At 70.9% G+C, this 24,885-nt stretch carries 27 protein-coding genes; 12 read left to right on the top strand and 15 right to left on the bottom strand.

The genetic code is table 11. The features are described 5' to 3' along the window. Positions 1–180: 180 nt before the first annotated feature. Positions 181–450: a GNAT family N-acetyltransferase gene (locus ACFE64_RS09440; RefSeq protein ID WP_375392211.1), complete on the top strand. Its 270-nt coding sequence runs from the start codon at positions 181–183 to the stop codon at positions 448–450. Here the strand turns inward: ACFE64_RS09440 and ACFE64_RS09435 are convergent. Beyond that, positions 447–1,001: a pyridoxamine 5'-phosphate oxidase family protein gene (locus ACFE64_RS09435; RefSeq protein WP_375392210.1), complete on the bottom strand. Its 555-nt coding sequence runs from the start codon at positions 999–1,001 to the stop codon at positions 447–449. The two genes, ACFE64_RS09440 and ACFE64_RS09435, sit on opposite strands and share 4 nt — an antisense overlap. Positions 1,002–1,004: 3 nt before the next feature. Continuing rightward, positions 1,005–2,150, bottom strand: coding sequence for a M42 family metallopeptidase (locus tag ACFE64_RS09430; RefSeq protein ID WP_375392209.1), 1,146 nt, complete (start codon positions 2,148–2,150; stop codon positions 1,005–1,007). Positions 2,151–2,226: 76 nt separating this feature from the next. Between ACFE64_RS09430 and ACFE64_RS09425 the strand changes: the two genes are divergently transcribed. Continuing rightward, a complete protein-coding gene (locus tag ACFE64_RS09425; protein ID WP_375392208.1) occupies positions 2,227–2,466 on the top strand; it encodes a type II toxin-antitoxin system CcdA family antitoxin in 240 nt (79 codons plus the stop codon). After that, a complete protein-coding gene (locus ACFE64_RS09420; RefSeq protein ID WP_375392207.1) occupies positions 2,466–2,762 on the top strand; it encodes a CcdB family protein in 297 nt (98 codons plus the stop codon). The genes ACFE64_RS09425 and ACFE64_RS09420 overlap by 1 nt, the downstream gene beginning before the upstream one ends. A gap of 6 nt (positions 2,763–2,768) precedes the next feature. On the opposite strand, the gene tldD is transcribed toward ACFE64_RS09420, so the two are convergent. The 3 genes from tldD to ACFE64_RS09405 all read right to left on the bottom strand — a co-directional run bounded on the left by tldD (position 2,769) and on the right by ACFE64_RS09405 (position 4,809). Next, positions 2,769–4,193, bottom strand: coding sequence for a metalloprotease TldD (gene tldD, locus ACFE64_RS09415; protein WP_375392206.1), 1,425 nt, complete (start codon positions 4,191–4,193; stop codon positions 2,769–2,771). Then, positions 4,190–4,318, bottom strand: coding sequence for a hypothetical protein (locus ACFE64_RS09410; RefSeq protein WP_375392205.1), 129 nt, complete (start codon positions 4,316–4,318; stop codon positions 4,190–4,192). The genes tldD and ACFE64_RS09410 overlap by 4 nt, the downstream gene beginning before the upstream one ends. Positions 4,319–4,578: 260 nt before the next feature. Continuing rightward, complete coding sequence (locus ACFE64_RS09405; protein ID WP_375392204.1) at positions 4,579–4,809, bottom strand: zinc-finger domain-containing protein; 231 nt, start codon at positions 4,807–4,809, stop codon at positions 4,579–4,581. A 90-nt stretch (positions 4,810–4,899) separates the two neighbouring features. Here ACFE64_RS09405 and ACFE64_RS09400 point away from each other — a divergent pair, with 90 nt between their 5' ends. Continuing rightward, complete coding sequence (locus ACFE64_RS09400; RefSeq protein ID WP_375392203.1) at positions 4,900–5,820, top strand: ABC transporter ATP-binding protein; 921 nt, start codon at positions 4,900–4,902, stop codon at positions 5,818–5,820. Between the two features lie 11 nt (positions 5,821–5,831). Then, positions 5,832–6,671 carry a hypothetical protein gene (locus ACFE64_RS09395; RefSeq protein WP_375392202.1) on the top strand — a complete coding sequence of 280 codons (840 nt, stop codon included), beginning with the start codon at positions 5,832–5,834 and terminating at the stop codon, positions 6,669–6,671. 177 nt (positions 6,672–6,848) lie between these two features. On the opposite strand, the gene ACFE64_RS09390 is transcribed toward ACFE64_RS09395, so the two are convergent. The 3 genes from ACFE64_RS09390 to ACFE64_RS09380 form a co-directional block, all read right to left on the bottom strand. Further along, on the bottom strand, positions 6,849–7,076 hold the full coding sequence (locus ACFE64_RS09390) for a hypothetical protein (protein ID WP_375392201.1): 228 nt from the start codon (positions 7,074–7,076) through the stop codon (positions 6,849–6,851). Positions 7,077–7,275: 199 nt separating this feature from the next. Further along, positions 7,276–8,100 carry an IS3 family transposase gene (locus ACFE64_RS09385; protein WP_375392200.1) on the bottom strand — a complete coding sequence of 275 codons (825 nt, stop codon included), beginning with the start codon at positions 8,098–8,100 and terminating at the stop codon, positions 7,276–7,278. 26 nt (positions 8,101–8,126) lie between these two features. Beyond that, positions 8,127–8,327 carry a transposase gene (locus ACFE64_RS09380; protein WP_375392199.1) on the bottom strand — a complete coding sequence of 67 codons (201 nt, stop codon included), beginning with the start codon at positions 8,325–8,327 and terminating at the stop codon, positions 8,127–8,129. A gap of 317 nt (positions 8,328–8,644) precedes the next feature. On the opposite strand from ACFE64_RS09380, the gene ACFE64_RS09375 reads away from it, so the two are divergent. After that, positions 8,645–9,439 carry a DUF72 domain-containing protein gene (locus ACFE64_RS09375; protein WP_375392198.1) on the top strand — a complete coding sequence of 265 codons (795 nt, stop codon included), beginning with the start codon at positions 8,645–8,647 and terminating at the stop codon, positions 9,437–9,439. Here ACFE64_RS09375 and ACFE64_RS09370 read toward each other — a convergent pair. From ACFE64_RS09370 to hemC, 3 genes are read right to left on the bottom strand one after another with little or no spacing between them, the layout of a single operon-like run. Next, positions 9,436–10,287: a hypothetical protein gene (locus tag ACFE64_RS09370; protein WP_375392197.1), complete on the bottom strand. Its 852-nt coding sequence runs from the start codon at positions 10,285–10,287 to the stop codon at positions 9,436–9,438. The two genes, ACFE64_RS09375 and ACFE64_RS09370, sit on opposite strands and share 4 nt — an antisense overlap. Then, on the bottom strand, positions 10,284–10,982 hold the full coding sequence (locus ACFE64_RS09365) for a uroporphyrinogen-III synthase (RefSeq protein ID WP_375392196.1): 699 nt from the start codon (positions 10,980–10,982) through the stop codon (positions 10,284–10,286). Before ACFE64_RS09365 ends, ACFE64_RS09370 begins: the two co-directional genes overlap by 4 nt. After that, entirely contained in the window at positions 10,979–11,890 is a 912-nt protein-coding gene (gene hemC / locus ACFE64_RS09360; RefSeq protein ID WP_375392195.1) for a hydroxymethylbilane synthase, read from the bottom strand. Before hemC ends, ACFE64_RS09365 begins: the two co-directional genes overlap by 4 nt. A gap of 64 nt (positions 11,891–11,954) precedes the next feature. Between hemC and tsaD the strand changes: the two genes are divergently transcribed. Beyond that, positions 11,955–12,980: a tRNA (adenosine(37)-N6)-threonylcarbamoyltransferase complex transferase subunit TsaD gene (tsaD, locus tag ACFE64_RS09355; RefSeq protein ID WP_375392194.1), complete on the top strand. Its 1,026-nt coding sequence runs from the start codon at positions 11,955–11,957 to the stop codon at positions 12,978–12,980. Beyond that, the gene (locus ACFE64_RS09350) at positions 12,977–13,957 is read left to right on the top strand and encodes an NAD(P)H-dependent glycerol-3-phosphate dehydrogenase (RefSeq protein WP_375392193.1); all 981 of its coding nucleotides are present in this window, start codon (positions 12,977–12,979) and stop codon (positions 13,955–13,957) included. Before tsaD ends, ACFE64_RS09350 begins: the two co-directional genes overlap by 4 nt. 6 nt (positions 13,958–13,963) lie before the next feature. On the opposite strand, the gene ACFE64_RS09345 is transcribed toward ACFE64_RS09350, so the two are convergent. Continuing rightward, entirely contained in the window at positions 13,964–14,125 is a 162-nt protein-coding gene (locus tag ACFE64_RS09345; RefSeq protein WP_375392192.1) for a DUF1674 domain-containing protein, read from the bottom strand. A gap of 42 nt (positions 14,126–14,167) precedes the next feature. On the opposite strand from ACFE64_RS09345, the gene ACFE64_RS09340 reads away from it, so the two are divergent. From ACFE64_RS09340 to purH, 4 genes are read left to right on the top strand one after another with little or no spacing between them, the layout of a single operon-like run. After that, positions 14,168–15,439 (top strand): RsmB/NOP family class I SAM-dependent RNA methyltransferase, encoded by a 1,272-nt coding sequence (locus ACFE64_RS09340; protein WP_375392191.1) that lies wholly within the window; start codon positions 14,168–14,170, stop codon positions 15,437–15,439. 31 nt (positions 15,440–15,470) lie between these two features. Then, a complete protein-coding gene (gene rpe, locus ACFE64_RS09335) occupies positions 15,471–16,133 on the top strand; it encodes a ribulose-phosphate 3-epimerase (protein ID WP_375392190.1) in 663 nt (220 codons plus the stop codon). Beyond that, positions 16,130–17,866, top strand: a complete 1,737-nt coding sequence (locus ACFE64_RS09330; protein ID WP_375392189.1) for a heparinase II/III family protein — start codon at positions 16,130–16,132, stop codon at positions 17,864–17,866. Before rpe ends, ACFE64_RS09330 begins: the two co-directional genes overlap by 4 nt. Before the next feature lie 9 nt (positions 17,867–17,875). Next, entirely contained in the window at positions 17,876–19,441 is a 1,566-nt protein-coding gene (gene purH / locus ACFE64_RS09325; protein ID WP_375392188.1) for a bifunctional phosphoribosylaminoimidazolecarboxamide formyltransferase/IMP cyclohydrolase, read from the top strand. A gap of 94 nt (positions 19,442–19,535) precedes the next feature. On the opposite strand, the gene ACFE64_RS09320 is transcribed toward purH, so the two are convergent. The 3 genes from ACFE64_RS09320 to ACFE64_RS09310 form a co-directional block, all read right to left on the bottom strand. After that, entirely contained in the window at positions 19,536–21,155 is a 1,620-nt protein-coding gene (locus ACFE64_RS09320; protein ID WP_375392187.1) for a lipopolysaccharide biosynthesis protein, read from the bottom strand. Between the two features lie 101 nt (positions 21,156–21,256). Continuing rightward, positions 21,257–24,007 carry a DNA polymerase I gene (gene polA, locus ACFE64_RS09315; protein ID WP_375392186.1) on the bottom strand — a complete coding sequence of 917 codons (2,751 nt, stop codon included), beginning with the start codon at positions 24,005–24,007 and terminating at the stop codon, positions 21,257–21,259. Positions 24,008–24,077: 70 nt separating this feature from the next. Beyond that, on the bottom strand, positions 24,078–24,885 hold an 808-nt coding region (locus tag ACFE64_RS09310; RefSeq protein WP_375392185.1), incomplete at its 5' end, for a serine hydrolase.

Raw genomic sequence — 24,885 nt, 5'->3', positions numbered from 1 at the left:
TGCCCGCCCCCGTCGGCATCACCGCCAGCGTCCGCTCGCCCGCCAGCACGCGCGCCACCACGTCCCGCTGCACGCCGCGGAAATCGGGAAAGCCGAAGATGCGGCGCAGGTCGGGCAAGGGATCGAGGGTCACGGCGCGGCCTATATCGGCGCAAGCCGCCGCCATGCTAGGCCGCGCGGATGGACGTGACCGACAACCGCGCCGAGCACCGCTTCGAGCTGCCGACCGATGCCGGCCCCGCCTTCGCCGCCTATACGCGCGCGGGCGACACGATCACCTTCACGCACACGGTCGTCCCGCCCGCAGCGGCAGGCCATGGCGTGGGCAGCCGCCTGATCGCCGACGCACTGGCGCAGGTCCGCGCGGAGGGACTGAAGGTCGTGCCGCAATGTCCCTTCGTGGCGGCTTACATGGCGCGCCATCCGGAACCGGGCGAGCTGCTCGCCTAAAAGCCCGGTGCTTTCGTCGCAGGGCGGGTCGGCAGCCCGTCGATCGAGCGGGTGCGGGTCGCCAATCGCTCCAGCAGCCGCTCCGGGCCCTTTCCGGCGTGATATCTGACCAGCGTCGGCCGCTCGCGCGCCAGCGTCATCTCCGGCACGCCCCAGCCGCAGCTGGTCTGCACCTGGTCGACCGTGACCGCGAAGATCTGCCGCGTCCCCGGCAGGAGCGTGAAGCGCGCGGCCAGCCCCGCCCATCCGCTATCCTGCGGCAGCACCGCGCGGCCATGGCCGTAGAGGCGCAGGATCAGCGCTGGCCGGTCGAAGGCGCAGAACATGATCGTGATCCGCCCGTCCGCCGCGAGATGCGCGTGCGTCTCGTTGCCCGAGCCGGCGAGATCGAGATAGGCGACCGTCGAGGCGTCGAGCACGCGGAAGCTGTCGAGCCCCTTGGGACTGACGTTGATCCGCGCGCCCGCCGCCGCGGTGGCAACGAAGAAGACGGGCTGCCGCGCGATGAAGGCGCGGTGCTCGTCCGTCAGTGCGAGAAAGAACTCGGACATGCGCTATTCCGGCGTGAAATCCCGCAGCCGCGCGACCTCGGCGGCGTCCAGCCGCTTGATGAGGGCGACCACCAGCTCGACGGTGCGGTCGAAATCGGCGCGGTCGATCACGCCGTTGTGCGCGTGGGTGTAGCGCGCCGGCACGACCAGGTTGACGGTGGGCACGCCGCCCGCGGTCGCCTGGATCGCGGCGCTGTCGTCGCCATAGCCCTGCACCAGATCATGCTGCAGCGGCACGCCCGCCGCCTTCGCCGTGTCGTCAACCAGCCGGACCATCTTGCGGTTGGGGATCGCGCTCGAATCGTAGAGGAAGATGCCCGGCCCGCCGCCCAGCACCGCCTGCGTCTCCTCGGGCGCGCGGCCGGGGCTGTCGCCGGTGATGCCGCCCTCGATGGCGATGCCGATGTCGGGCTTGATGAGATCCGCCGCGGTGCGCGCGCCGCGCAGGCCGACCTCCTCCTGCACCGTCGCGGCGAAGATGAGGCGGTTGGGGTGCCCCTCCGCCTTCAGCCGCCGCATCGCCTCGATCGCCACCGCCAGGCCGACGCGGTCGTCCCACGCCTTGCCGAGATAACGCCGCCCGCCCGCCAGTATCTCGAACGGCGAATCGGGCACGACCGGATCGCCCGGCCCGATCCCCAGCGCCTCGACCTCCGCCGCCGTCTTGGCGCCGACGTCGAGATACAGGCTGTCGCGCGGATAGACTCGGGTCCGCTCGTCGGCGGGCACGACATGCACGTCGCGGATGCCCGTCACCGCCTCGACGGGACCCTTGCGGCCGATGATGAGCCAGCGCTGGTCCGGCAGCGCCTGGTCGAGCCAGCCGCCGAGCATCTGCATCGACAGGAACCCGCCGGGCGTCACCCGCCGCACCACGCCGCCCAGCTCGTCCATGTGCGCATCGAGCATGATGCGCGGCCCCGACCCGCCCTGCTCAGCGATCACCGAGCCGAGCCCGTCATAGCTGACCTTGCCGGCCAGCGGCTGAACCTCGCGCACGACGATCTTGCGCACCGCCTCCTCGAACCCAGGCGGCCCCGGCGCATCCGCCAGCTCGCCGAGCAGCCGCGCGACGCGATCGGGCGCGGGCGCCTGCGCGGCGGCGGGCGCGACCAGGGCGAAGGCGGCAAGGCAGGCTAACGTTTTCATCGTCGAAGCTTCGGTCAGCTCCGATGTGGATGCAAGCTGCGTTGACGTAATGGCATGACGCGCATAGCTGATGCGCATGAAGCATGAGGTCGTCACCCGCCGCCGCGCCACGAACGTGACGCTGCCCGAAGAGCTGGTCGTCGAGGCGCGGGTGCTTGGGATTAACATATCCAAGGCAACGGAGCAGGCCCTCCAAATCGCTGTGAGAGCGGAGCGAAATCGCCGGTGGCAGGAAGAGCACAAGGACCGGATCGACGCATGGAACGCCTGGTTTGAGGAGAACGGCCTGCCGTTTGCCGACCTGCGGGTTTTCTGATGGCCAGGTTGGACGTTTACCGGATCAACGCGCGCCAATGCGCGGTCGATTGTCAATCCGATCTTCTCAACCACCTGACGACGCGGTTCGTGGTCCTGCTGGTGCGACCAGATGACGTGCCGGAGCAGATCGGCATCCTCCATCCAACGATTGAGGTGGCCGGTCAGCAAATGATCCTTGCAACGCATTTGGCCGGTACGGTGCCGGCCAAGCACCTGCGTGATCGCATCGGCTCTCTCGTCTCGCACAGCTATGTCGTGCAACGGGCGCTCGATACGCTGACGAGCGAGACTTGACCCCGCCTACACCGCCGTCCCGCCGACCGTCAGCCCTTCCACCAGCAGCGTCGGCTGCCCGACGCCCGCGGGCACGCTCTGGCCGGCCTTGCCGCAGATGCCGATGCCCTCGTCCAGCGCGAAGTCGTTGCCGATCCCGATCACCCTGGTCAGCGACGTCGGTCCGTCGCCGATCAGCGTCGCGCCCTTGATCGGAGCGCCGAGCCTGCCGTCCTCGATCCGATAGGCCTCGGTGCAGGAGAAGACGAACTTGCCCGAGACGATGTCCACCTGGCCGCCGCCGAAGCTCTTGGCGAAGATGCCCTTCCTGACGCGAGAAAGCAGCTCGGCGGGATCGTCGGCGCCGCCCTTCATGAAGGTATTGGTCATGCGCGGCATCGGCGCGTGCGCGAAGCTCTCGCGGCGGCCGTTGCCCGTGGGCGCGACACCCATCAGCCGGGCGTTGAGCCGATCCTGCATATAGCCCTTGAGCACGCCGTCCTCGATCAGCACCGTCTCGCCGGTCGGCGTGCCCTCGTCGTCGATCGACAGCGAGCCGCGCCGGTCGGCGAGCGCGCCGTCGTCCACCACCGTCACGCCGGATGCCGCGACCCGTTCGCCGATGCGGCCGGAGAAGGCCGAGGTGCCCTTGCGGTTGAAGTCGCCCTCCAGCCCGTGCCCGATCGCCTCGTGCAGGAGGATGCCGGGCCAGCCCGGCCCGAGCAGCACCGTCATCTCGCCCGCCGGCGCATCGACCGACTCGAGGTTCACCAGCGCCTGCGCCAGCGCCTCGTCGATCGCCCGGTTCCAGACGGCGGGGTCGGTGAGCCGGTCGTAGAGGTGGCGCCCGCCGATCCCGAACGTCCCCGTCTCGCGCCGGCCGTTCGCCTCGACCACGATCTGGACGTTGAGCCGCACCAGCGGCCGCACGTCCGTCGCGACGAAGCCGTCGGCGCGGACGATCTCGATCACGCTCCACGTGCCTGATAGCCCTACCGACACCTGCGCGACCCGTGGGTCACGCGCGCGGGCCGCGGCGTCGATCGCCTGGCACAGGTTCACCTTGTCCGCGAACGGCACCAGATCGAGCGGGTCGGTGTCGGTGTAGAGCCGCCGGTTGGTCCCGCGCGGCGGCAGCGCCTTGGCCTGCGCCGACGGGTCGATCAGCCGCATCGTCTCGGCCGCGCGCTGGATCGCCGCCTCGGAAAGTTCGTTGGCGTGCGCGAAGGCGGTGGTCTCGCCGCTGACCGCGCGCAGCCCGAAGCCCGAATGCGTGTCGTAACTTGCGGTCTTCAGCCGGCCGTCATCGAACCCGAACGCCTCGGCCCGGCGATATTGCAGATAGAGCTCGCCATCGTCGGCCTGGCCGAGCGCGTCGCTGGTGAGCCGCTGCGCCGTTTCAGGCGAGAGCTGGTCGCGGTAGAGGAAGGAGCGCGGGTCCTGATAAGTCACTCGTCAATCGCCTCGACAATGGGATCAGCGTCGCGATCGGCGCGACGTTCCTGCCATTTCACCGTCAGGCCGGTGGAGAGCAGCACCAGGCTGATCGTGAAAAGCATAATGGTCAGGTTCGACATCGTGACTGCTCCGCCATGCACCGCTCGAACGCCGCGGTCGCCACGCGCGTAAGGCGCTGCCCCGTCCTGCCGTCGATATAGGGGCTGAGCTTCTGTTCGTGAAGGAAGCGCGCCGCAATCCCGCACCGGCTCGCGCGTCGCTCCCGAACCCTCTCGCATGGTCGGTGCCATAGCTGCCGACCGCGACGATCGCGGCCGCCAGGCCCGCGTTGCTGGAACGGTCGTCCAGTTCAGCGCCGCCCGGCGCCTGACCGGCGATCTCACCCGGCACCCTCGCTGATATCCGGCAGCGTCGACGGATCGACCCCGTCCGCGGGACCGCCGATCAGGATGAAGCGGCGGTCGCAATAGCCGCAGTCGACATAGCCGTGCTCGTCGATCTGCAGCCACACGCGCGGATGGCCGAGCGCCGCGCCGCCCGGGATGTCCGCCGCGCCATCGCACGCGACGCGGCGCTGGCGGACACGGGAGGTCTCGAGCGGCGGATGCATGGCCGTCGCGGTAGCAAGCGAGCGCACCCCCTTCAATCCTGCCGAGGGCAAGGATTGTTAGTGGCAGCCGCCGCGCCTATCCCGCGCGCCATGCCCGCCGCGATCGCCATCGACCAGCTCTCCAAGACCTATGCCGGCGGCAAGCAGGCGCTCGATCGGGTCAGCTTCGACGTGCCGCAGGGCAGCATCTTCGGCCTGCTCGGCCCCAACGGCGCGGGCAAGTCGACGCTCATCAACATCCTGGCGGGCCTGGTGAACAAGACGGGCGGGCGCGCGACGATCTGGGGCTTCGACATCGACGCCCATCCGCGCAACGCCAAGCGCTCGATCGGCATCGTCAACCAGGAAATCCTGTTCGATCCCTTCTTCACGCCGTTCGAGACGCTGGAGATCCAGGCCGGCCTCTACGGCGTGCCCAGGCGCGATCGCCGGACGACCGAGCTGCTGCGCGCCGTCCATCTGGAGGACAAGGCGCAGGCCTATGCCCGCACGCTGTCGGGCGGCATGAAACGGCGGCTGATGGTTGCCAAGGCGATGGTCCACGCGCCGCCCGTGCTGGTGCTGGACGAACCCACCGCGGGCGTCGACATCGAACTGCGCCAGCAGCTCTGGGCCTATGTCCGCCAGCTCAACGAGCAGGGCGTGACCGTGGTGCTGACCACCCATTACCTCGAAGAGGCCGAACAGCTGTGCGACCGCATCGCGATCATCAACCACGGCCGCCTGATCGCCAACGAGCCGACCCGCGAGCTGGTCGCCCGCGCGCAGGAGAAGGTGGTTGTGGTGACGGTCGATCGCGACCTTGCCGTCGCGCCTGCCGCCACCTGCTTCGACAAGGTGGTCCTTAAGGGCGAGCGCGTGCTGGAGATCAGCTACGACAAGGGCCTCGTCAACGCCGGCGAGGTGCTCGCGGCCGTGCAGCGCGACGGGCTCGGGATCGTCGACGTCTCGACGCGAGAGGCCGATTTGGAAGACGTATTTCTAAGCTTGACCCGGGCGAGCGTCGAATAAGGGATCTGTCCGTGAAGGACCAATATGCGGGCGACTTTGGCGACTATGTAAAGCTCGCCTTGCTACGTCGACTTATGCCGGGGCACCGGCTTGCAGTTGGCTGGTATCGAACACCGAACGACCCCGATCGCCGCGACGGATTGCACGTCGAATATCTGAGCGCGGGGCAAGAGGATCGGTGGAAGCACTACGATCCGGTTCTCTATGATCATCTTCGCGACCTTGTTCACGGCGAGACGCGCAGCATCTTGCGGCTACAGGAAATCCTGCTCGCGGACGGCAACAGTTTTTTCGACAATGAACTCAGAAGCCGGGCCGAGCGCGCGCCCTGGTTCGCTCTCTTTTCGCGTAGCCTGCCCGATGATAAAGCGCTACTGTTCCTCGATCCCGATAACGGCATCGCCTCACCCCGATTTTCTGGAAGTACGGCCAGCGTGACGTGCGAGGAGATCGCATATCTTCGTGGCGGGACACGTACGATCATCATCTACCATCATCATACACGCGCCAAAGGCGGACACATCGCCGAACTGAAAGAGATCGCGAGCAGGTTGATGCCGTCCCACACTCATCAGGCCGTCTGCGCGCTGCGGGCACCCGGCTGGTCGCCACGGTCATTCTTCATCGTCGGGCCGACCCGCCCGCTTTGGGACCGCGCCCAGCTGTTCGCTCGCGATTGGGAGCCGCACGTCACTTTTCACGCGTTGACCGAGGTGCCGGACGACATCGGCCTGACACCAGGCCACGACGCATACCAGCGCGTAGCCATGCTCGAAGCGCGCGGCATCCTCGATATCATGACGGATAAGCTGGTCGCGAAGATCGGACCGGCTGCCGACATGCCAGCATAGCAGCTCAGACGATCGGCGCCGCCCAAGTCTTTATGACGCTTGGGCAAGTAGACACCCGGACGCGACGAGTTGTAAGCGGGTCACATAAGCGTCTGCGACGGAAGGACCCACATGCGGACGTCCAGCACGACTTGATCGATGCTCCGAAGCGGACGTCCGTTCAGCTGAAGGAAGCTACTACCGCGCCGGGCGTTGCGTGCCGCTTCCATCCGCGGCTGCTTGCCTTAGCTTCCGATCGACTTGGGTGAAGAGGCGGTCGTTCTCGCGTTCGATCCGGTCTAGGTCGCCAGGGTGGATTTGCGGAATGCCGAGCATAGCTTCTTGGCGCGCTGTTAACGAAGCGCCCGCGGGCAGCAGTAGCTGCCCATCGGTATTCATCAGATGTCCGCTGGCAACGAAGCGCATGAGGGTGGGCATATTGGCGCGGACAAATTACCAGAGTACGTCCGGAGGCGCGTTCAGCAGGCCGATCATCCTGATCGACCCGAGCTGGACGTCGGGCACGCCGCCGAGGCGTTCGAGCCGCGCCGCCAACGTGAGCATGTCAACGCCCGTGTAGGCGGGCGCTGTCGGAACATAGCGGCCGCTGACCTGCTCCCCATTTTCAGGCCGCTGATAACTTAGCTTCGGTGTCCATATGCCCCTGGCGGGGGCGGTTGGTAAACTCGGCGGGTGCCAGCCCGCCAAGGCTGCTGTGCGGACGCACGGTGTTGTAGTCCGTCCGCCAAGCTTCGATGATCCGTCTCGCCGCAGCCAGCGATGGGAACAGGTGCTTGTTCAGGCACTCGTCGCGCAAGCGACCATTGAAGCTTTCGACGAAGCCGTTCTGCTGCGGTTGCCGGGCGCGATGTAATGCCACTCGACGCGGGTGTCCTGGCACCAGGCGAGAACGGCGTGACTGGTCAGTTCGGTGCCGTTGTCGCTGACCACCATGCACGGCAGCCCGCGACGCGATGGCGCTCAGCTCGCGAACGACCCGCCGGCCTGACAACGAGGTATCGACGATACACGCCAAGCATTCCCGACTGTAGTCGTCGATGACGTTGAGCAAGCGGAACCGCCGGCCGCAGGCCAATGCATCCGACACGAAGTCGAGCGACCAGCGCTGATTGGGCTCCTGCGGGATCGCCATCGGCGCCCGCGTCCCCAGCGCGCGCTTGCGGCCGCGACGCTTGCGCACCGTCAGCCGCTCCTCGCGATACAGCCGGTAGATCTTCTTCAGGTTCATGCCCTTGCCCTCACGCCGCAGCAGGATCGCCAGCCGCCGGTAGCCGAACCGGCGTCGCTCGTTCGCGATCTCGCGCATCCGCAGGCGCACAGCATCGTCCTTCCCGCGAAGCGGCTCATATTGCCATGCCGACCGGTTGACCCCGCTCAGCCTGCAGGCGCGTCGCTCGGAGAAGCCGTGATCGGCCATCAGCTTCTCCACCGCAGCGTAGCGATCCGCAGACCGAGTCAGTTTTTTCCCAGCAGATCCTTCAACGCCGACACGTCCAACATCGATTCCGCCAGAAGCTTCTTCAGCCGCCGGTTCTCGTCCTCCAGCGCCCGCAGCCGCGCTGCGTCGGACACCGTCAGCCCGCCGTACTTCGACTTCCAGTTGTAGAACGTCGCATCGCTGATCCCATGCTTGCGGCACAGGTCGGCGGTCTTCACGCCCGCCTCATCCTCGCGCCGTACGCCAATGATCTGATCCTCGGTAAGTCGGCCTCGCCGCATCACTCGTCTCCATCTGACGAGCTGACTTGCCAATGGCATGTTTTCCGGCGAGCAGGTCACCAGACAGGGCACTCGTTGTAACCGTAAGTCTGTTAAACTTGTGCCTTGAGGAATGACGGTAACGAACGAGTCCCTTCGCCCGCTCGACGCGCAGCGTGGCTTGCGCCACGCTGGCGCAAGACTCACGCCAGCGCGCCGGCGGAGCGCAGCTACGACCGACGACGCGGCTTCGCCGCGGCGCTACACGCCTCGTCATGACCCAAGCAGCGATTCGCGTCGGCATCGGCGGCTGGACCTACGCGCCGTGGCGCGGCGTCTTCTATCCCGACAAATGGCCGCACAAGCGCGAGCTGGAGTTCGCCAGCCGTCACGTCACCGCGATCGAGATCAACGGCACCTATTATTCCACCTTCAAGCCGGCCAGTTTCGCCGGCTGGCGCGACACGGCGCCCGACGGGTTCGTGTTCGCGGTCAAGGCGTCACGCTTCTGCACCAATCGCAAGGTGCTGGCGGAGGCGGGCGAGTCCGTCTTGCGGTTCTGCGGGCAGGGACTGACGGAGCTGGGCGACAAGCTCGGGCCGATCCTGTGGCAGTTCATGGCGACCAAGCGGTTCGATCCGGACGATTTCGGCGCGTTCCTGAGGCTGCTGCCGGCCAAGCAGGACGGGGTGCCGCTGCGCCACGCCGTGCAGGTGCGGCACGAGAGCTTCGCCTGCCCCGAGTTCGTCGCCCTGGCGCGCGCGGCGGGGGTGGCGCTCGTCTATGCCGACTCCGCCGACTACCCGGCGATCGCCGACGTGACCGGCCCGTTCGTCTACGCCCGGCTGGAGCAGGCGGAGGAGCGGCACCCGGCGGGCTATGCGGCTCAGGCGCTGGACCGCTGGGCCGACGCCGCGCGGACCTGGGCGGCGGGTGGTCAGCCGGACGGCCTGCCCTATGTCGGCGACGACGCGGCCGCCAACACGCCGCGCGAAACGTTCGTCTTCTTCATCAATGGTGCGAAAGTGCGCGCGCCGGCCGGCGCGCAGGCCCTGATCGAGCGGCTCTAGGAAGCCGGAGATGGCGCGGGCCGGGCGCGCCCGGCGAGCGCGGCGGCCTCCAGCGCGTCCAGCGCCTGCCGGGCGAGGACATAGCGGCGCGCGGCGGCGAACCACGCGCCCGCCTGCGCGGCGCCGGGCAGCTGCGCCACCTCCGCCCGCGCCGCCTCGACCGCGCCGCGATCGAGCAGGCGCCGGGCGCGCTGCAGCCGATCGGCGGGAAGCGGCGAGGGGGTGCCGGCACGACGGATCACGATCAGCGTGCGCATTCCCTGCCGCAGGCTTTCGATCCAGCCGCGGTTCGCGCCGCTGGTCAGCACGGGGCCGAGCGCCGCGAGCCCCTCGCGCAGGTCCTCCAGCGTCACCGGCTGGCGGCCGGCGTCGCGCACCGTCGCCAGCGCCTGCGGGTCGGCCGCGCCGAGCCGGCCCGCGAGCGCCGGATCGAGCGCGCCGAGCCCGACGCCGCGGTCGAGCGCGCGACGGACGGCGGTGACGACCAGCAGCGCCTCGGCGCGCGCGGCTTCTCCTCCGGCCGCCTCGGCGCTGGCGGCGAGGCTTGCCTGGCGCGCCTCCAGGGCGGCGATCTGGCCCGCCAGCGCCGTCTCGCGCGCGGCGAGCGCGGCGGGGTCGGCGACAGGTTGCGGCGCGACGGGGGCAGGGGGCTGGGCGACGCCAGTCGCCGGGGCGGCCGGCTGGATCAGCGCGGGGACGGCAGCCAAATCGACCTGCGCGTTCTGGCGATGCGGCAGCACCACCGCCAGCGCCAGCCCGATCAGGAAGGCGACCGCCACCAGCACCGAGACCACGCCGATCCGGAGCCCGCGCGCGCGCGCCACGCGATCATGAGGAACATCGCTCATCGGCACGGCTTATCCCTTGCGCGCGCGGACGGGTCAATCAGCCGGGCGGCGAGCGTGACCAGCGCGGTGTCGGTCGGCTCGTCCGCCGCGAACGCCACCGCCCAGCCCGTCCCCGCCGCATCCCGCACGGCCGGACTGATCGCGGCGAGCACGATCCGGCCCCGATTCGCGCGGTCCCGATCCACCAGCGCCGCGAACCGACGCGCCGCGCGCTCGGAATGAAGCAGCGCGACCTGCCCCTCCCAGGATCGCGCCGCACCGGCGGGCACCGGCAAGGGGTCGCTCGCATACACGGCTACGCTGGTCACGCCCGGAATGGCGATATGGTCACGGCCGGCGAGATGCAGCAGGCGCGTCGGGTTGCACGCTCGGGCCGCGGCGGCGAGCGCGGCGGCGTCGCTGCAGCCGGTCAACGCGACCGTGAACCCGACCGCCGCGGCGGCCGCCGCCGTGGCTCGGCCCACCGCCACGACTGGGAGGTCGCGCAGACCGGCCAGGCCCGGCCCGGCGTGGCGCACGGCGTTGGCGCTGGTCAGCATCAGCGCGTCGAAGCCGCTCGCCCCCGGTGGGGTCCACGCGACGGGCCTGACCGCGAAGAGCGGCTGCCGGATGGTGGTCATGCCGATCGCGGCGAGGCGACCAGCCGTCGCAGCATCGCCGGGCGCCGGGCGCAGCACCAGCGCGGCGCGGCTCATCCGCCGAACAGTCGCCGCACCGCCGACGGTGCCCGCGCGAGCAGATCGGCGGCGAGCGCCGTGCCGAGACGCTCATCGATCCCGCCGGTCGCGGCGCCGATCACGTGCGCGGTGCCGTCCTCGTCCAGCAGTTCGGCGTCGAGACGCAGGCCACCGTGTCCGTCCACCCGCGCGAGCGCGGCGACCGGCGAGTGGCAGTCGGCGGCCAGCGCCGCCAGCAAGCCTCGTTCGGTATGGACGCAGAGCGAGGTGCCCCCGTCGTCGATCGCACTCACGCGGCGGAACGCCTCCGCATCGTCCGCGCGGACCTCGATCCCGATCGCGCCTTGCGCCGGCGCCGGCAGCATGACGTCGCACGGGATCGGCACGCCCATATCGCTTCGGCCGAGGCGGTCGAGCCCGGCGGCGGCGAGCAGCGTCGCGTCAGCCTCGCCCGCGGCCAGCTTCGCCAGTCGCGTATCGACGTTGCCGCGGAACAGGATGATGCGCAGGTCCGGCCGGCGGCGGAGCAATTGCGCGCGCCGGCGCGGCGAGCTGGTGCCGACCACCGCGCGGCGCGGCAGCGCGTCGACCGAATCGGCGCCCACCAGGCGATCGCGCACGTCGGCGCGCGGCAGCATCGCCGCGATCGCAATGTCGTCGGGCCGGATCGTCTCCACGTCCTTCATCGAGTGGACGCAGGCATCGACCTCGCCGGCGAGCAGCGCGCGATCCAGCTCCCTGGTCCACAGCGCCTTGCCGCCGATCTCGGCCAGCGCCCGGTCCTGAACGCGATCACCGGTGGTGCGGATCACCACCGGCGCGACCTGCTCGGCCGACCAGCCATGCGCGGCGCACAGCGCATCCCGGACCATCGCCGTCTGCACACGCGCAAGCGGTGAACCGCGGGTGCCGAGGCGAAACGTCATGGCAGGCCGGTAGGGCCATGCGCGGTGCTTCGACAAGCGCGATGCGAGCGGGTAGGCGCGACGGATGCTCATCCTGGGCCTCGAATCCTCCTGCGACGAGACGGCGGCGGCGCTGGTGACGGGTGACCGGCGCGTGCTGGCGCACCGGCTGGCGGGCCAGGAAGCGGCCCACGCACCCTATGGCGGCGTGGTGCCGGAGATCGCGGCGCGCGCGCATGTCGAGGCGCTGGCGCCGCTGGTCGCCGCGGCGCTGGCCGATGCGGGCGTGACGCTTGCCGATGTGGACGCGATCGCCGCCACCGCCGGGCCGGGGTTGATCGGCGGCGTGATGGTGGGGCTGGTGACCGGCAAGGCCTTGGCGCACGCGGCGGGCAAGCCGCTGGTCGCCGTCAACCATCTGGAGGGGCATGCCCTGAGCCCGCGGCTGAGCGACCCCGGCCTCGCCTTCCCGTATCTGCTGCTGCTGGTATCGGGCGGGCATTGCCAGCTGCTGCTGGTCGAGGGCGTCGGGCGCTATCGTCGCCTGGCGACGACGATCGACGACGCCGCGGGCGAGGCGTTCGACAAGACGGCGAAGCTGCTCGGGCTCGGCTTCCCCGGCGGACCGGCGGTGGAACGTGCCGCGGCGGCGGGCGATCCGGCCGCCGTGCCGCTGCCGCGCCCCCTCAAGGGATCGGCCGAGCCGCATTTCTCGTTCGCCGGGCTGAAGGCGGCGGTGGCGCGGGTGGTGGGACAATACCGGCCGGAGGACATCGCCGCGTCGTTCCAGCAGGCGGTGATCGACTGCCTCGTGGATCGCACGGGGCGGGCGCTCGGTCGGGCGGGCGCGCCGACCGCGCTGGTGGTCGCCGGCGGTGTCGCGGCCAATGCGGCGGTCCGCACGGCGTTGCGGCAGCTGGCCGAGGCGCATGGCCTGCGCTTCGTCGCCCCGCCGCTATGGCTCTGCACCGACAACGCCGCGATGATCGCCTGGGCGGGCGTCGAGCGGTTCGCGGCAGGCATGACCGATCCGCTCGACGTCGCCGCCCGCGCGCGGTGGCCGCTCGATCCGGCGGCCGAGGCGGTGCGCGGGGCGGGGGTGAAGGCATGAGGATCGGTGTGCTCGGCGGCGGCGCCTGGGGGACCGCGCTGGCGCAGGTCGCGGCGGCCGGCGGCGAGGAGGTGCTGCTGTGGGCGCGCGAGGCGGAGGTGGTCACGGGGATCAACGGTGCGCACGAGAACGCGTCGTTTCTGCCTGGCGTTGCGCTCTCGCCGGCCGTCCGCGCGACGGGTGCGCTGGGCGACATGGCCGGGCTGGACGCACTCCTGATCGTCGCGCCCGCGCAGCATGTGCGCGCGGTGCTGGCGGCGACGCCCGTCGGGGCGGCGACGCCCCTGGTGTTGTGCGCCAAGGGGATCGAGGCGGGGACGCGCCTGCTCGTCGGCGAGGTGGCGCGGCAGGTCCATCCGGACGCCCCGATCGCCGTCGTGTCCGGTCCGACCTTCGCGCATGAGGTCGCGGCGGGGCTGCCGACCGCGGTGACGCTGGCCTGTGTCGATCCCGAGCTGCGCGCGCGGCTCGCCGAACGGCTCGCGACGCCCGTGTTCCGCCCCTATGCTTCGGACGATGTCGTCGGCGCGGAGATCGGCGGGGCGGTCAAGAACGTGCTCGCCATCGCCTGTGGGGTCGTCGAGGGCGCGGGGCTGGGGCAGAATGCGCGCGCGGCGCTGATCGCGCGGGGCTTTGCCGAGATGACCCGCTTTGGCCTCGCGCGCGGCGCGCGGGCGGAGACGCTGGCCGGGCTCTCGGGATTGGGCGACCTCGTGCTGACCTGCTCGTCGACGGCGAGCCGCAACTTCTCGCTCGGCGTCGGTCTGGGGCAGGGGGGATCGGCGCGGGCGCTGTTGAGCGACCGACGGACCGTGGCGGAAGGCGCGTTCACCGCGCCCGTGCTGGCCGAGGCGGCGCGCGCGGCGGCGGTCGACATGCCCGTGACCGAGGCGGTGTGCCGGCTGCTCGACGGCGCGGCGGCGGGGGAGGTGATCGAGACGCTGCTCGCCCGGCCGCTTCGGGCGGAGGGCGCCTGACGCCGATCAGAAATCGATGGCGATGCCTTTGTGCTCCCAGTCGCCGTAGCGGGTGGGATCGAGGCCGAGCGGGTCGGCCTGTTCCTGGCGCAGCGGCTCGGGCGCGGGCACGGGTGGGCTTTCCGGCAGATCGGCCGGCGGTTTCAGATGTTCGGGGCGTTGGGCCATGGCGCGTGCTTTCAGAGGCGGCACCCGCCATATGGGCAGCCCATGGCCGATCGTCCACCGCCCCGCCCCGAGCCGCCCGGCGTGCCAGCGCGGCGAGCGGCGCTGCGGCTGCTCGACGCCGTACTGCGGCGCGGCGATCCGCTGGAGGGGGCGCTCGGCGGCGCGGCGCGCGGGCTGGAGGAGCGCGACCGCGGGCTGGCGCACGCGCTCGCGGCCGAAGCGCTGCGGCGGTTGCCCGATCTGGATGCGCTGATCGACGGGGCGACGCGGCAGCGGCTGCCCGACGATGCGAAGGCGCGTTCGGTCCTGCGGCTGGCGCTGGTGCAGGCGCTGGCGCTCGGCACACCGCCCCATGCGGCGATCGCGACGGTGCTGCCGCTGGTCGACGGCGGCCCGCGCAAGCTGGTCCATGGCGTGTTCGGCGCAGTGATGCGGGCCGGCGCGCGGCTGCCCGACCTCCCGACCCTGCCCGGTGACACGGCGGCGCGCTGGGCGGCGGCTTGGGGCGAGGAGGCAGTCGCGGCCGCTCGCCACGCCTTTGCAGCGCCGCCGCCGCTCGATCTCTCCTTGCGCGACGACGACGCGCTTGCCTGGGCGGAGCGGCTCGGCGGCCGCTCGCTCGCGCCTGGGCATGTCCGGCTTGATGCCGCCGCAGCGGTGCCCTCGCTGCCCGGCTATGCCGAGGGGGCGTGGTGGGTGCAGGACCTCGCGGCGTCGCTGCCCGCGCGTCTGGTCGGGCGGGGGGTTGGATCGGTGCTCGATCTATGTGCGGCGCCGGGGGGCAAGACGCTGCAGCTCGCCGCCGCTGGCTGGCGCGTGACGGCGGTTGATGCCTCGGAAAGTCGTCTGGCGCGACTTTCCGACAATCTCGCGCGCACGACTCTCGTCGCCGAGCTGGTCCGCGCCGACCTGCGCGTCTGGAGCCCGTCTGCGCCCGCAGAGGCGGTGCTGCTGGATGCGCCATGCAGCGCGAGCGGCATCTTCCGGCGGCATCCCGACGTGCTGCACCGCATCCGCCCGGGAGCGGTCGCGGAGCTGGCGGCCCTGCAGGCCGAGCTGCTGGCGCGCGCCGCCGACTGGGTCGCGCCGGCAGGGGTGCTGGTCTATGCGACCTGCTCGCTGGAACCGGCGGAAGGCGAGGAGCAGCTCCGCCGCTTTCTCGCCGCGCGACCGGATTACGTGATCGAGCCGCCCCGGCCGGGCGAGCTGCCGGTCGCCGCCGCGCCTGAAGGATGGGTTCGGACGGTCCCCGGCACGCTGGCGGCGGACGGCGGTTGCGACGGCTTCTTCGTCGCCCGGCTGCGGCGCAGGTGACGCGCGGGTGAGGCTCGCTTAAGGGAGGGCTATGCCCCGCCCCGTCCGTATCGCCGCTTCGATCCTGTCGGCTGATTTCGCGCGGCTGGGTGAGGAGGTGCGGGCGGTCGATGCGGCCGGCGCGGACTGGATCCACCTCGACATCATGGACGGCCATTTCGTGCCCAACATCTCGATGGGACCAGCCGTGGTGAAGGCGCTGCGGCCGCATACCGCCAAGCCGTTCGACGTCCACCTGATGATCTCGCCGGTCGACGCGTATCTCGACGCGTTCGCGGCAGCCGGCGCGGACACGCTGACCGTGCATCCCGAGGCGGGGCCGCACATCCATCGTTCGCTCCAGCACATCAAGGCGCTGGGCAAGCGCGCCGGCGTGGTCCTGAACCCTGGCACGCCGGCAAAGATGCTCGATTACCTGCTCGAGCTGGTCGATCTGGTGTTGGTGATGAGCGTCAATCCCGGTTTCGGCGGTCAGCATTTCATTGACGGGCAGCTCAAGAAGATCGCGGCGATCAGGGCGATGATCGACAAGGCCGGGCGACCGATCGACCTGGAGGTGGACGGCGGCGTCGACGCCGAAAACGCGCGGCGCTGCATCGAGGCGGGCGCGGACGCGCTGGTCGCCGGCACATCGGTGTTCCGGGGCGGCGCGGCGCATTATGCGGCCAACATCGCGGCGCTGCGGGCGACGTGAGCGAGGCCGATCCAGACATCGCCCTTGACGGGATCGAGGAAGGCAAACGGCTGATCCGTGTCGGCGGAACGACGGGGCTGAGCCTCAGTGAGCGGTTGTCCGAGCGGATCCAGAAACTGACCTGGCGCACGCCGCTGCACACGATGCGGCTGAAGGGCCGCTATCCCCTGAAGCTGATCGCGGTGCCGGACGATCCCGTGCTGGGCGATGCGGGCCGCGGACAGGCGTTGCTCGACGGGCGGCTGAGCTTTCGGGGCGAGAGCCATCCCGTCGATACGCTGGACTTCGCGCGGGGCGATTGGGGCAAGCCGTTCGCCGCCCATGTCCATAGCTTCGCGTGGTTGCGGGACCTGTCGACGGTGGCGACGCGAGCGCAGGCGGCGCCGATCGCGGAAGTGCTGACCGGGCGCTGGCTCGCCGCCTATGCCGACACGGTCGACGCGCTCGCCTGGGCGCCCGATCTGTGGGGGCGGCGGATGCTGTTCTGGACGGCGCACGCGCCGCTGATCCTGTCATCGACCGATCTGGTCTATCGCTCGGCGGTGTTGAACACGCTGGCGCGGGGCGCGCGGCACCTGGATCGCGGCGCGGACAAGGCCGCGGTGGGAGCGCCGCGGATCGCCGCGTGGTGCGGGGTGGTCGCGGCGGGGCTGCTGATCCCCGGCGGCGATCCGCGGCGCGCGTTCGGCGAAGCCGGGCTGGCACGCGCGCTGGCGACGGGGCTGACCGAGGATGGCGGGACCGCGTCGCGCTCGCCGGCGCAGCTGCTCGACGTGGTGGCGCTGCTCGCGACCTTGCGCGAGACCTATGCCGCGCGCCGGCTGGAGCTGTGCGCGCCGGCGGTCGCGGCGCTGGTGCGGGCCGTGCCGGCGCTGCTCGGCGTGGCGCTCGGAGACCGCGGGTTGGGCAGCTGGCAGGGCGCCGGGCCGACGCCCGCGAGCGAGCTGGCGGCGGTGATCGAGGCGAGCGGGGTGCGCACGCGGCCGCTCCGCCAGTCGCGCGACTGGGGGTACCAGCGGCTGGCAGCTGGGCAGGCGGTGGCGGTCATCGACGCCGCGCCGCCACCGGTCGGGCGGCAGGTGGAGGGCGGTTGCGCCTCCACCCTCGCTTTCGAGCTGTCCGACGGGCCCGCCCGGCTGGTGGTGAATTGCGGCGGCGCGCGCGGCGCATCGGCACAGCTCTCCAGGGCGCTGACGGAAGCGCTGCGCAGCACGGCGGCGCATTCCACGCTGGTGCTGGCGGACGCGAACTCGACGGCGATCCATGGCGACGGCACGCTGGGGCGCGGCGTCGCCGAGGTGGAGCTGTCGCGGCAGGAAAGCGAGGCGGCGAGCCGAATCGAGGCGAGTCATGACGGTTATGGGCGGCGCTGGGGCGTGATCCACCGCCGCCAGCTGCTGCTCACCGCCGACGGGCGCGAACTGCGCGGCGAAGACGCGCTGCTGCCGGGCGGGCGCAAGCGGCGGATCGGACATGCGCCCGGGTTCGCGATCCGCTTCCATCTCGGCGCCGACGTGCAGGTCTCGCCCACGGCGGACGGGCAGGCGGCGATCCTGCGGCTGCCGGGCGGGGCGCTGTGGCAGTTCCGCTGCCGCGGCGGCGCGCTGGGCGTGGAGCCGAGCCTGTGGATCGACGGTGCAGGCCGCGCGGTCGGCACGCAGCAGCTGGTGGTGAGCGGCGAGGCGGCGGCGGGCGGCGCGACCGTCAGCTGGGCGTTCAAGCGGGCGAGGTAGGACAGCGGCATGGCAACGGTGACGATCAGGCGGGCGCTCCTGTCCGTGTCCGACAAGACCGGGTTGGTGGCGCTGGCGCAGGCGCTGGCGGCGCGCGGCGTCGAGCTGGTCTCGACCGGCGGGACGGCGCGGGCACTGCGTGACGCCGGGCTCGTCGTGCGCGACGTGGCCGAGCTGACCGGGTTTCCCGAAATGATGGATGGGCGGGTCAAGACGTTGCACCCGATGGTTCATGGCGGCCTGCTGGCGGTGCGCGACGATGCGGCGCACGTCGCGGCGATGGCCGCGCACGGGATCGGCGCGATCGATCTGGTGGTCGTCAACCTCTACCCGTTCGAGGCGACGGTGGCGAAGGGCGCCGGCCGCGGCGAGGTGATCGAGAACATCGACATCGGCGGGCCGTCGATGGTGCGCTCGGCGGCGAAGAACCACGCGCACGTCGCGATCGTCACCGATCCGGCCGATTACGACCTGGTCGCGCGCGGCGAGACGACGCTGGACGAGCGGCGGCAGCTGGCCGCCAAGGCGTTCGCGGCGACGGCCGCCTATGACGCGATGATCGCCAGCTGGTTCGCCTTCGCCGACCAGGGCGAGCCCTTTCCGGCGACGCTGCCGCTGATCCTGGAGCGGCCCGAGCCGCTGCGCTACGGCGAGAACCCGCACCAGGCTGCCGCCTTCTATCGCCACCGCGGCCCGTTGACCCCCGGTGTCGGCCAGGCGCGGCAGGTGCAGGGCAAGGCGCTGAGCTACAACAACCTCAACGACGCCGACGCGGCGCTGGAGCTGGTCGCCGAGTTCCGCGACGCCGACCCGACGGCGGTGATCGTCAAGCACGCCAACCCGTGCGGCGCCGCCACTGCCGCGACGTTGAAGGAAGCCTATGCCGCAGCGTTCGCATGCGACTCCGTCTCGGCGTTTGGCGGCATCATCGCGCTCAACCGGCCGATCGACGCCGCCACCGCGCGCGCGATCACGAGCATCTTCACCGAGGTGGTGATCGCGCCCGATGCGGACGCGGCGGCGCTGGCGGTATTCGCGGGCAAGAAGAACCTCCGGCTGCTGCTCACCGGCGCGCTTCCCGATCCGGCGCGAGAGGGGCTGGCGGTCAAGGCGATCGCGGGCGGCTGGCTGGTGCAGTCGCGCGATAACGGCAGACTCGGCGAGCTGCACGTCGTCACCAGACGCCAGCCGACGCCGCGCGAGCTGGCCGACTGCCGTTTCGCCTGGATGGTGGCCAAGCACGTCAAGTCGAACGCGATCGTCTACGCCAGGAACGGCGCGACCGCCGGGATCGGTGCGGGGCAGATGAACCGGCGCGACTCCGCGCGCATCGCCGCCGCCAAGGCGCGCGAGGCGGCCGAGGCGAACGGCTGGCCCGAGCCGCGGACGGTGGGCTCGGCGGTGGCGTCCGACGCCTTCTTCCCCTTCGCCGACGGGCTGCTCGCCGCCGCCGAGGCGGGCGCGACGGCGGTCATCCAGCCCGGCGGCTCGGTGCGCGACGACGAGGTGATCGCGGCGGCGGATCAGGCCGGACTGGCGATGGTGTTTACGGGGGTGAGGCATTTCCGGCATTGAGCGGACGTAGGCGCGGCCACGTGCGCGCCGATGCGCCTCTGGCGCAACGGCTGCTCCGGCCGCGGGGCAGGCGCGCGCGCCGACCCGTCCGACGTCACGCCGGCGGCTTCGCCGTCGGCGGGTCGCCCGCTACGCTGCCCGCCATGGCAGCTGTCACGGGCGTAAATCCCGTGACGTCGAAGCCCGGCTGCGCAGGGCCCGGCCGGCCGTTCGCCGTCTCGTGAATAGCTGACGCTATCCTCGTGCGGCGTCCGCCGAACAGCGCGCGATCGGCGGGAGTGAAGGCGCGCGTCCACAATACGAGAAGATAGACGCCAGCGATCGCCGGCAGGCCGAACACCAGCTCGGCCCACTCATACTCGTGCGGCAGCGCGGTGAAGAGCGAGCCGGCGCCGATCGCCGCCAGCGCCGCCCAGCCGAGCGGCCAGCGCCACGGCGACACCGGCGCGCCGAGCCGCCGCCCGAGCACGCGCGCCTTGATGACGGAGGTGAGCGCCAGCGTCGCCATCAGCGCCACCGCCACCTGCGCCGCCTGCCAGTTCGCCGGCCAGCCGATCGCGCGGGCGAGCAGGATGAGGCCGAAACTGAGCGCGATCTGCAGCGCCAGCATCGCCACCGAGATGGCGAGGTTGGTCAGCCGCGCGACATAGACCAGTGCCGATTCGCACACCGCGCCGGTCGACGCGGCGACCTCCGCCGTCAGCAGGAAACCGAGCGCGGCGGTGCCCGCAACGAACTGCGGGCCGATCACGCCCATCACCGCCTTGCCCGGGATCGAGCCCATCAGCGCGATGCCGCCCTGCGCCGCCATGATCCAGAACGCGACCTGCCGCACCTGGACGGCGATCGCGGGCAGATCGTGCGCGGCGAGGCTGCGCGTGATGACGGGGCCGAGGATCGGATCGAAGCTGGTCTTGAGCTTCTGCGGGATCGAGGAGACCTGCTGCGCCATATAGTAGATGCCGACCACCTTGGGCGCGAACATCAGGCCCAGGATGAAGCGATCGACATTGCGGCTGCCCCATTCGAGCGCGTCGGCGCCGGCGAGCGGCGCGTTGACGCGGGCGAGCGCCGCGAGCTGACGGACCTGTGGCGACCAGCCGTGCGGCAGGCCGTAGCTCTTCAGGAACGGCACGAGGCTGGCGACCAGCGCCGCCGCCATCGAGGCGACGTAGGACAGGACCAGGCCGTCGCGGACCGTGACGAAGGAGAAGATCCAGGCCGCGATCGAGATCGTCCAGGGCTCGACGATCGCGCGCGCGGTCACCGCGGCCCTCACGTTCAGCCGATAGGCGAGCGCCGCCAGGCTGACGTCCGACAGCGCCGGGCCGAGCACGATCAGCCCGAGATAGCGGTCGAGCCCGTGGACCGGCGTGTTCGGATACATGATCTCGGGAACGCACCAGAGCAGCGCGCTGGCGGCGAGCGACGCGACGAACGCGACCGCCAGTGCATCCCACACCACACAGGCGTGCGGCCGGTCGGCGGCGGCGAGCGCCTGCGCCAGCCCGCGCTTGAGGCCCAGCGTGGCCACCAGCGCGGCCAGTTCCACCACCACGACCGCCAGCGCGAACCGGCCGACCAGATCGGGGCCGTAGAGCCGCCCGGCAATGAACAGGAACGGGATGCGCGCGGCGAGCCGCAGGACGAAGCCGGCGATGTTGGTGCGGCCGCCCCTGGCGAGCGTGTCGAGGTCGGTGCGGGGCTCCGTCAAGCGCCGTCACCCTCCCCCCGACGGCCTTTCCACCGATGCTGCGCAGGGGAGAGGGACCAGCTCGCTGCAGGCGAGCGAAAGGGTGAGGGTGATCCGATCACTTAGTGCGCCGAGCCCCAGCTGCTGCCCACGCCGATCTCGACGCCCAGCGGCACGGTGAGCGGCGTGGCGGGTTCGGCGGCCGTCGCCATCACGTGCTCGATCACCGGCCTGGCGGCTTCGACATCGGCTTCCGGCAGCTCGAACACCAGTTCGTCATGGACCTGGAGGAGCATGCGAACCCGGCTCAGCCCCGCCGCTTCCAGCGCGGGTTCCATGCGGATCATCGCGCGCTTGATGATGTCCGCCGAGGTGCCCTGGATCGGCGCGTTGATCGCGGCGCGCTCGGCGCCCTGGCGCTCGTGCTGGACCTTGGACTTGAGTCGCGGGAACCAGGTCTTCCGCCCGAACAGCGTCGGGGTGTAGCCGCGCTCGCGGGCGTGCGTCAGCGTCTCCGCGATGTAGCGGTTGATCCCGGGGAACCGCTCGAAATAGCGGTCGATCATGCCCTGCGCATCGTCCGGCGTCACCTCCAGCCGGCCGGCCAGGCCCCAGCGGCTGATGCCGTAGAGGATGGCGAAGTTGATCGTCTTGGCGCGCGCGCGGGTATCGCGGGTCACTTCGCCGAAGAGCTCGGTGGCGGTCAGCGCGTGGATGTCGTCGCCCGCCGCGAAGGCCGCCTTGAGCGCTGGGACGTCCGCCATGTGCGCGGCGAGGCGCAGCTCGATCTGCGAATAATCGGCCGCGAGGATGACATTGCCCGGCTCGGCGATGAAGGCGTCGCGGATCTGGCGGCCGGTCTCGGTGCGGATCGGGATGTTCTGCAAATTGGGCTCGGTGGAGGAGAGCCGCCCGGTCTGCGCGCCCGTCAGCGAATAGCTGGTGTGGACGCGGCCGGTAACCGGGTTGATCTCCTGCTGCAGCGCGTCGGTATAGGTGTTCTTGAGCTTGGTCAGCTGGCGCCAGTCGAGCACCTTGGCGACGATCTCGCTGCCCGGCCCCTTCTCGCGCGCGATTCGCTCCAGCTCCGTCACGTCGGTCGAGTAGTCGCCGGACTTGCCCTTGCGCCCCCCCTTCAGCCCGAGCCGTTCGAACAGCACGTCGCCCAGCTGCTTGGGGCTGCCGATGGTGAACGGGCCGCCGGCGAGTGCGTGGACCTCCTGCTCCAGCGCGGCGATCTGGCCGGTGAACTCGGCCGAGAGCCCGCCCAGCCGCTCGCGATCGACCTTGATCCCGCGGCGCTCCATCCGCGCGATGACGGGGACGAGGCCGCGATCGACCATCTCGTAGACGCGCGTCGCGCCCTCGCCGGGCAGGCGGGCGCGGAAACGCTTCCACAGGCGCAGCGTCACGTCCGCGTCCTCGGCGGCGTAACGGGTGGCGCTCTGGAGGTCGATCTCGGCGAAGCCGCGCTGCGTCTTGCCCGTCCCGACCACATCCTTGTAGGCGATGCAGCTGTGCGACAGGTGGGTGGCGGCGAGCTCGTCCATGCTATGACCGTGCAGCCCCGCGTCGAGATCGAAGCTCATCACGATCGTGTCGTCGTGCGGCGCGATGGTGATGCCGCGCTCGCCGAGCACGATCATGTCGAACTTGATGTTGTGCCCGATCTTGAGGACCGACGGGTCCTCGAACAGCGTCTTGAGCCGGGCGAGGCAGGGCTCGCACGCGATCTGGTCGGGGTTCTCCGCCAGCAGGTCGGTCCCGCCATGCTTGAGCGGGATGTAGCAGGCGCGATTGGGGGCGAGCGCGAGGCTGACGCCGACCAGCTCGGCCCGCGTCGCGTCGGTGCCGCTGGTCTCGGTGTCGATCGCCACCCAGCCCTGATGCGTCGCCTGCGCGATCCAGCGGTCGAGCGCGGCGAGGTCCACCACCGTCTCGTAGCCGTCATGGTCGCAGGGCGGATCTTCCGCGAACGGGGCGGAGGGAACCGGCACGGGGGCGTCGGCCACCTGCCCGAGCTTGGCGAGCAGCGTCTTGAAGCCGTGATGTTCGAGAAAGGCGCGCAGCGGCGCCTCCGGGATGCCCTGCAGCTCGAACTCTTCCAGCGGCTGCGGCAGCGGCACGTCGCACGCCAGCTCGACCAGCTTCCGGCTCAGCCGCGCCATGTCGGCATGCTCGATCAGGTTGTCGCGCAGCTTCCCCGGCTTCATGCCGGGCGCGGCGGCCAGCACGGCTTCGAGATCGCCATGTTCGTTGATGAGCTTGGCCGCGGTCTTGGGGCCGACGCCGGGGACGCCGGGAACATTGTCGACCGCGTCGCCCATCAGCCCGAGCACGTCGCCCAGCCGCTCGGGACCGACGCCGAACTTCTCCATCACGGCTTCGGGGCCGAACCGGCGGTCGCGCATCGTGTCGAGCATGTCGATGCTGGGCTCGGTCAGCAGCTGCATCAGATCCTTGTCGGAACTGATGATCGTCACCTGCCAGCCCTGCGCCAGCGCGGCCTTGGCGTAGGACGCGATCAGGTCGTCGGCCTCCCACCCCTGTTCCTCGATGCACGGCAGGCTGAAGGCGCGCGTCGCGTCGCGGATCATCGGGAATTGCGGGACGAGGTCTTCGGGCGCGGGCGGGCGATGCGCCTTGTAGCGATCGTAGAGCTCGTTGCGGAACGTGCTCTCCGATTTGTCGAGCACCACGGCCAGATGGGTCGGGCCATCGGCCTTGTGGAGGTCGTCGGCGAGCTTCCACAGCATCGTCGTATAGCCATAGACCGCCCCGACCGGTTCATCGTGCCGGTTGGTGAGCTTGGGCAGCACGTGATAGGCGCGGAAGATATAGCCCGAGCCGTCGACGAGATAGAGGTGCGGCATGCGGGGGCATGTAGCCCCTGCGATCCGTGCGGCACAGGGGTGAGTTGCGCTGCCGCCGCGCCACGGGAGGTCAGTTGGCGGCCGCCGCTCCGGCGCCGGGGCCGACCTGTGCGATCACGGCGCGGGCGACATCCTGGATCAGGTGCTGACGCTCGTTGATCGGGCGGTTGGTGTCGCCGATCATCACCGCGATCGCGAAGCGGCGGCCGTCGGGCGCGGTCAGCAGCCCGACATCGTTGAAACCGGCGTTGCGGCCGCGCAGGTCCTGGCCGGTGCCCGTCTTGTGGCTGATCTGCCAGCCGCCGGGCAGCACGGCCCGCAGGCGGGCGCGGCCGGTGACCGATTCGGCCATGGTCCCGAGCAGCACCCGCGTGGAGGTCTCGCTCAGCAGTTCGCCCCGCGCCAGCCGGGCGATCGCGTCGGCGATGGCGAGCGGTTCGGCGCCGTCAGGCGGATCGGCGACATAGCGGTCGAGCGCGGCCGTTCGCGCGTCCAGGGGCAGGCGCGAACGGGCGATCTCGAAGCCGTTGTTGCCGGCCCAGCTCGGGTTCCAGGTCAGCCCCGCCGTCGCGCTCTGCAGCAGCCGCTCGCCGGGGCCGAAGCGGATGCCGCCGAGCTGCTTCTGCGCGATCATCGCGCGCACCGCCTGCGGCCCGCCCACATAGGTGAGCAGGCGATCGTTGGCGGTGTTGTCGCTGTGCGTCAGCGCACGGGCGAGCAGGTCGCCGACCGTGGTGTGGAAGCCGTCGCCCTTGACGAGATAGGCGATCGGCTCGTGAAAGAGCGTGAGGTCCTCGGGGCGGACGACGATCGGGTCGTCCAGCCGCGCCTTGCCCTGGTCGCGCTCGTCGAGCAGCGTCATCGCCACCCACAGTTTC

It is taken from the genome of uncultured Sphingomonas sp. (assembly GCF_964250165.1).
Lineage (GTDB): Bacteria > Pseudomonadota > Alphaproteobacteria > Sphingomonadales > Sphingomonadaceae > Sphingomonas.
Note: the sequence above shows the minus strand (reverse complement) of the source record. Positions and strands in the feature narration are given on the sequence as shown.

Bases quoted from the DNA above. Each gene is read 5' to 3' on its own strand.
- ACFE64_RS09345 (WP_375392192.1), bottom strand. From the start codon at position 14,125: ATGGCCCAACGCCCCGAACATCTGAAACCGCCGGCCGATCTGCCGGAA.
- ACFE64_RS09405 (WP_375392204.1), bottom strand. From the start codon at position 4,809: ATGCATCCGCCGCTCGAGACCTCCCGTGTCCGCCAGCGCCGCGTCGCG.
- ACFE64_RS09440 (WP_375392211.1), top strand. From the start codon at position 181: ATGGACGTGACCGACAACCGCGCCGAGCACCGCTTCGAGCTGCCGACC.
- rpe (WP_375392190.1), top strand. From the start codon at position 15,471: ATGCCCCGCCCCGTCCGTATCGCCGCTTCGATCCTGTCGGCTGATTTC.
- hemC (WP_375392195.1), bottom strand. From the start codon at position 11,890: ATGACGTTTCGCCTCGGCACCCGCGGTTCACCGCTTGCGCGTGTGCAG.
- tsaD (WP_375392194.1), top strand. From the start codon at position 11,955: ATGCTCATCCTGGGCCTCGAATCCTCCTGCGACGAGACGGCGGCGGCG.
- ACFE64_RS09370 (WP_375392197.1), bottom strand. From the start codon at position 10,287: ATGAGCGATGTTCCTCATGATCGCGTGGCGCGCGCGCGCGGGCTCCGG.
- purH (WP_375392188.1), top strand. From the start codon at position 17,876: ATGGCAACGGTGACGATCAGGCGGGCGCTCCTGTCCGTGTCCGACAAG.
- ACFE64_RS09365 (WP_375392196.1), bottom strand. From the start codon at position 10,982: ATGAGCCGCGCCGCGCTGGTGCTGCGCCCGGCGCCCGGCGATGCTGCG.
- ACFE64_RS09410 (WP_375392205.1), bottom strand. From the start codon at position 4,318: ATGTCGAACCTGACCATTATGCTTTTCACGATCAGCCTGGTGCTGCTC.
- ACFE64_RS09390 (WP_375392201.1), bottom strand. From the start codon at position 7,076: ATGCGCTTCGTTGCCAGCGGACATCTGATGAATACCGATGGGCAGCTA.
- ACFE64_RS09340 (WP_375392191.1), top strand. From the start codon at position 14,168: ATGGCCGATCGTCCACCGCCCCGCCCCGAGCCGCCCGGCGTGCCAGCG.
- ACFE64_RS09430 (WP_375392209.1), bottom strand. From the start codon at position 2,150: ATGAAAACGTTAGCCTGCCTTGCCGCCTTCGCCCTGGTCGCGCCCGCC.
- ACFE64_RS09420 (WP_375392207.1), top strand. From the start codon at position 2,466: ATGGCCAGGTTGGACGTTTACCGGATCAACGCGCGCCAATGCGCGGTC.
- ACFE64_RS09425 (WP_375392208.1), top strand. From the start codon at position 2,227: ATGAAGCATGAGGTCGTCACCCGCCGCCGCGCCACGAACGTGACGCTG.
- ACFE64_RS09350 (WP_375392193.1), top strand. From the start codon at position 12,977: ATGAGGATCGGTGTGCTCGGCGGCGGCGCCTGGGGGACCGCGCTGGCG.
- ACFE64_RS09375 (WP_375392198.1), top strand. From the start codon at position 8,645: ATGACCCAAGCAGCGATTCGCGTCGGCATCGGCGGCTGGACCTACGCG.
- ACFE64_RS09400 (WP_375392203.1), top strand. From the start codon at position 4,900: ATGCCCGCCGCGATCGCCATCGACCAGCTCTCCAAGACCTATGCCGGC.
- ACFE64_RS09435 (WP_375392210.1), bottom strand. From the start codon at position 1,001: ATGTCCGAGTTCTTTCTCGCACTGACGGACGAGCACCGCGCCTTCATC.
- polA (WP_375392186.1), bottom strand. From the start codon at position 24,007: ATGCCGCACCTCTATCTCGTCGACGGCTCGGGCTATATCTTCCGCGCC.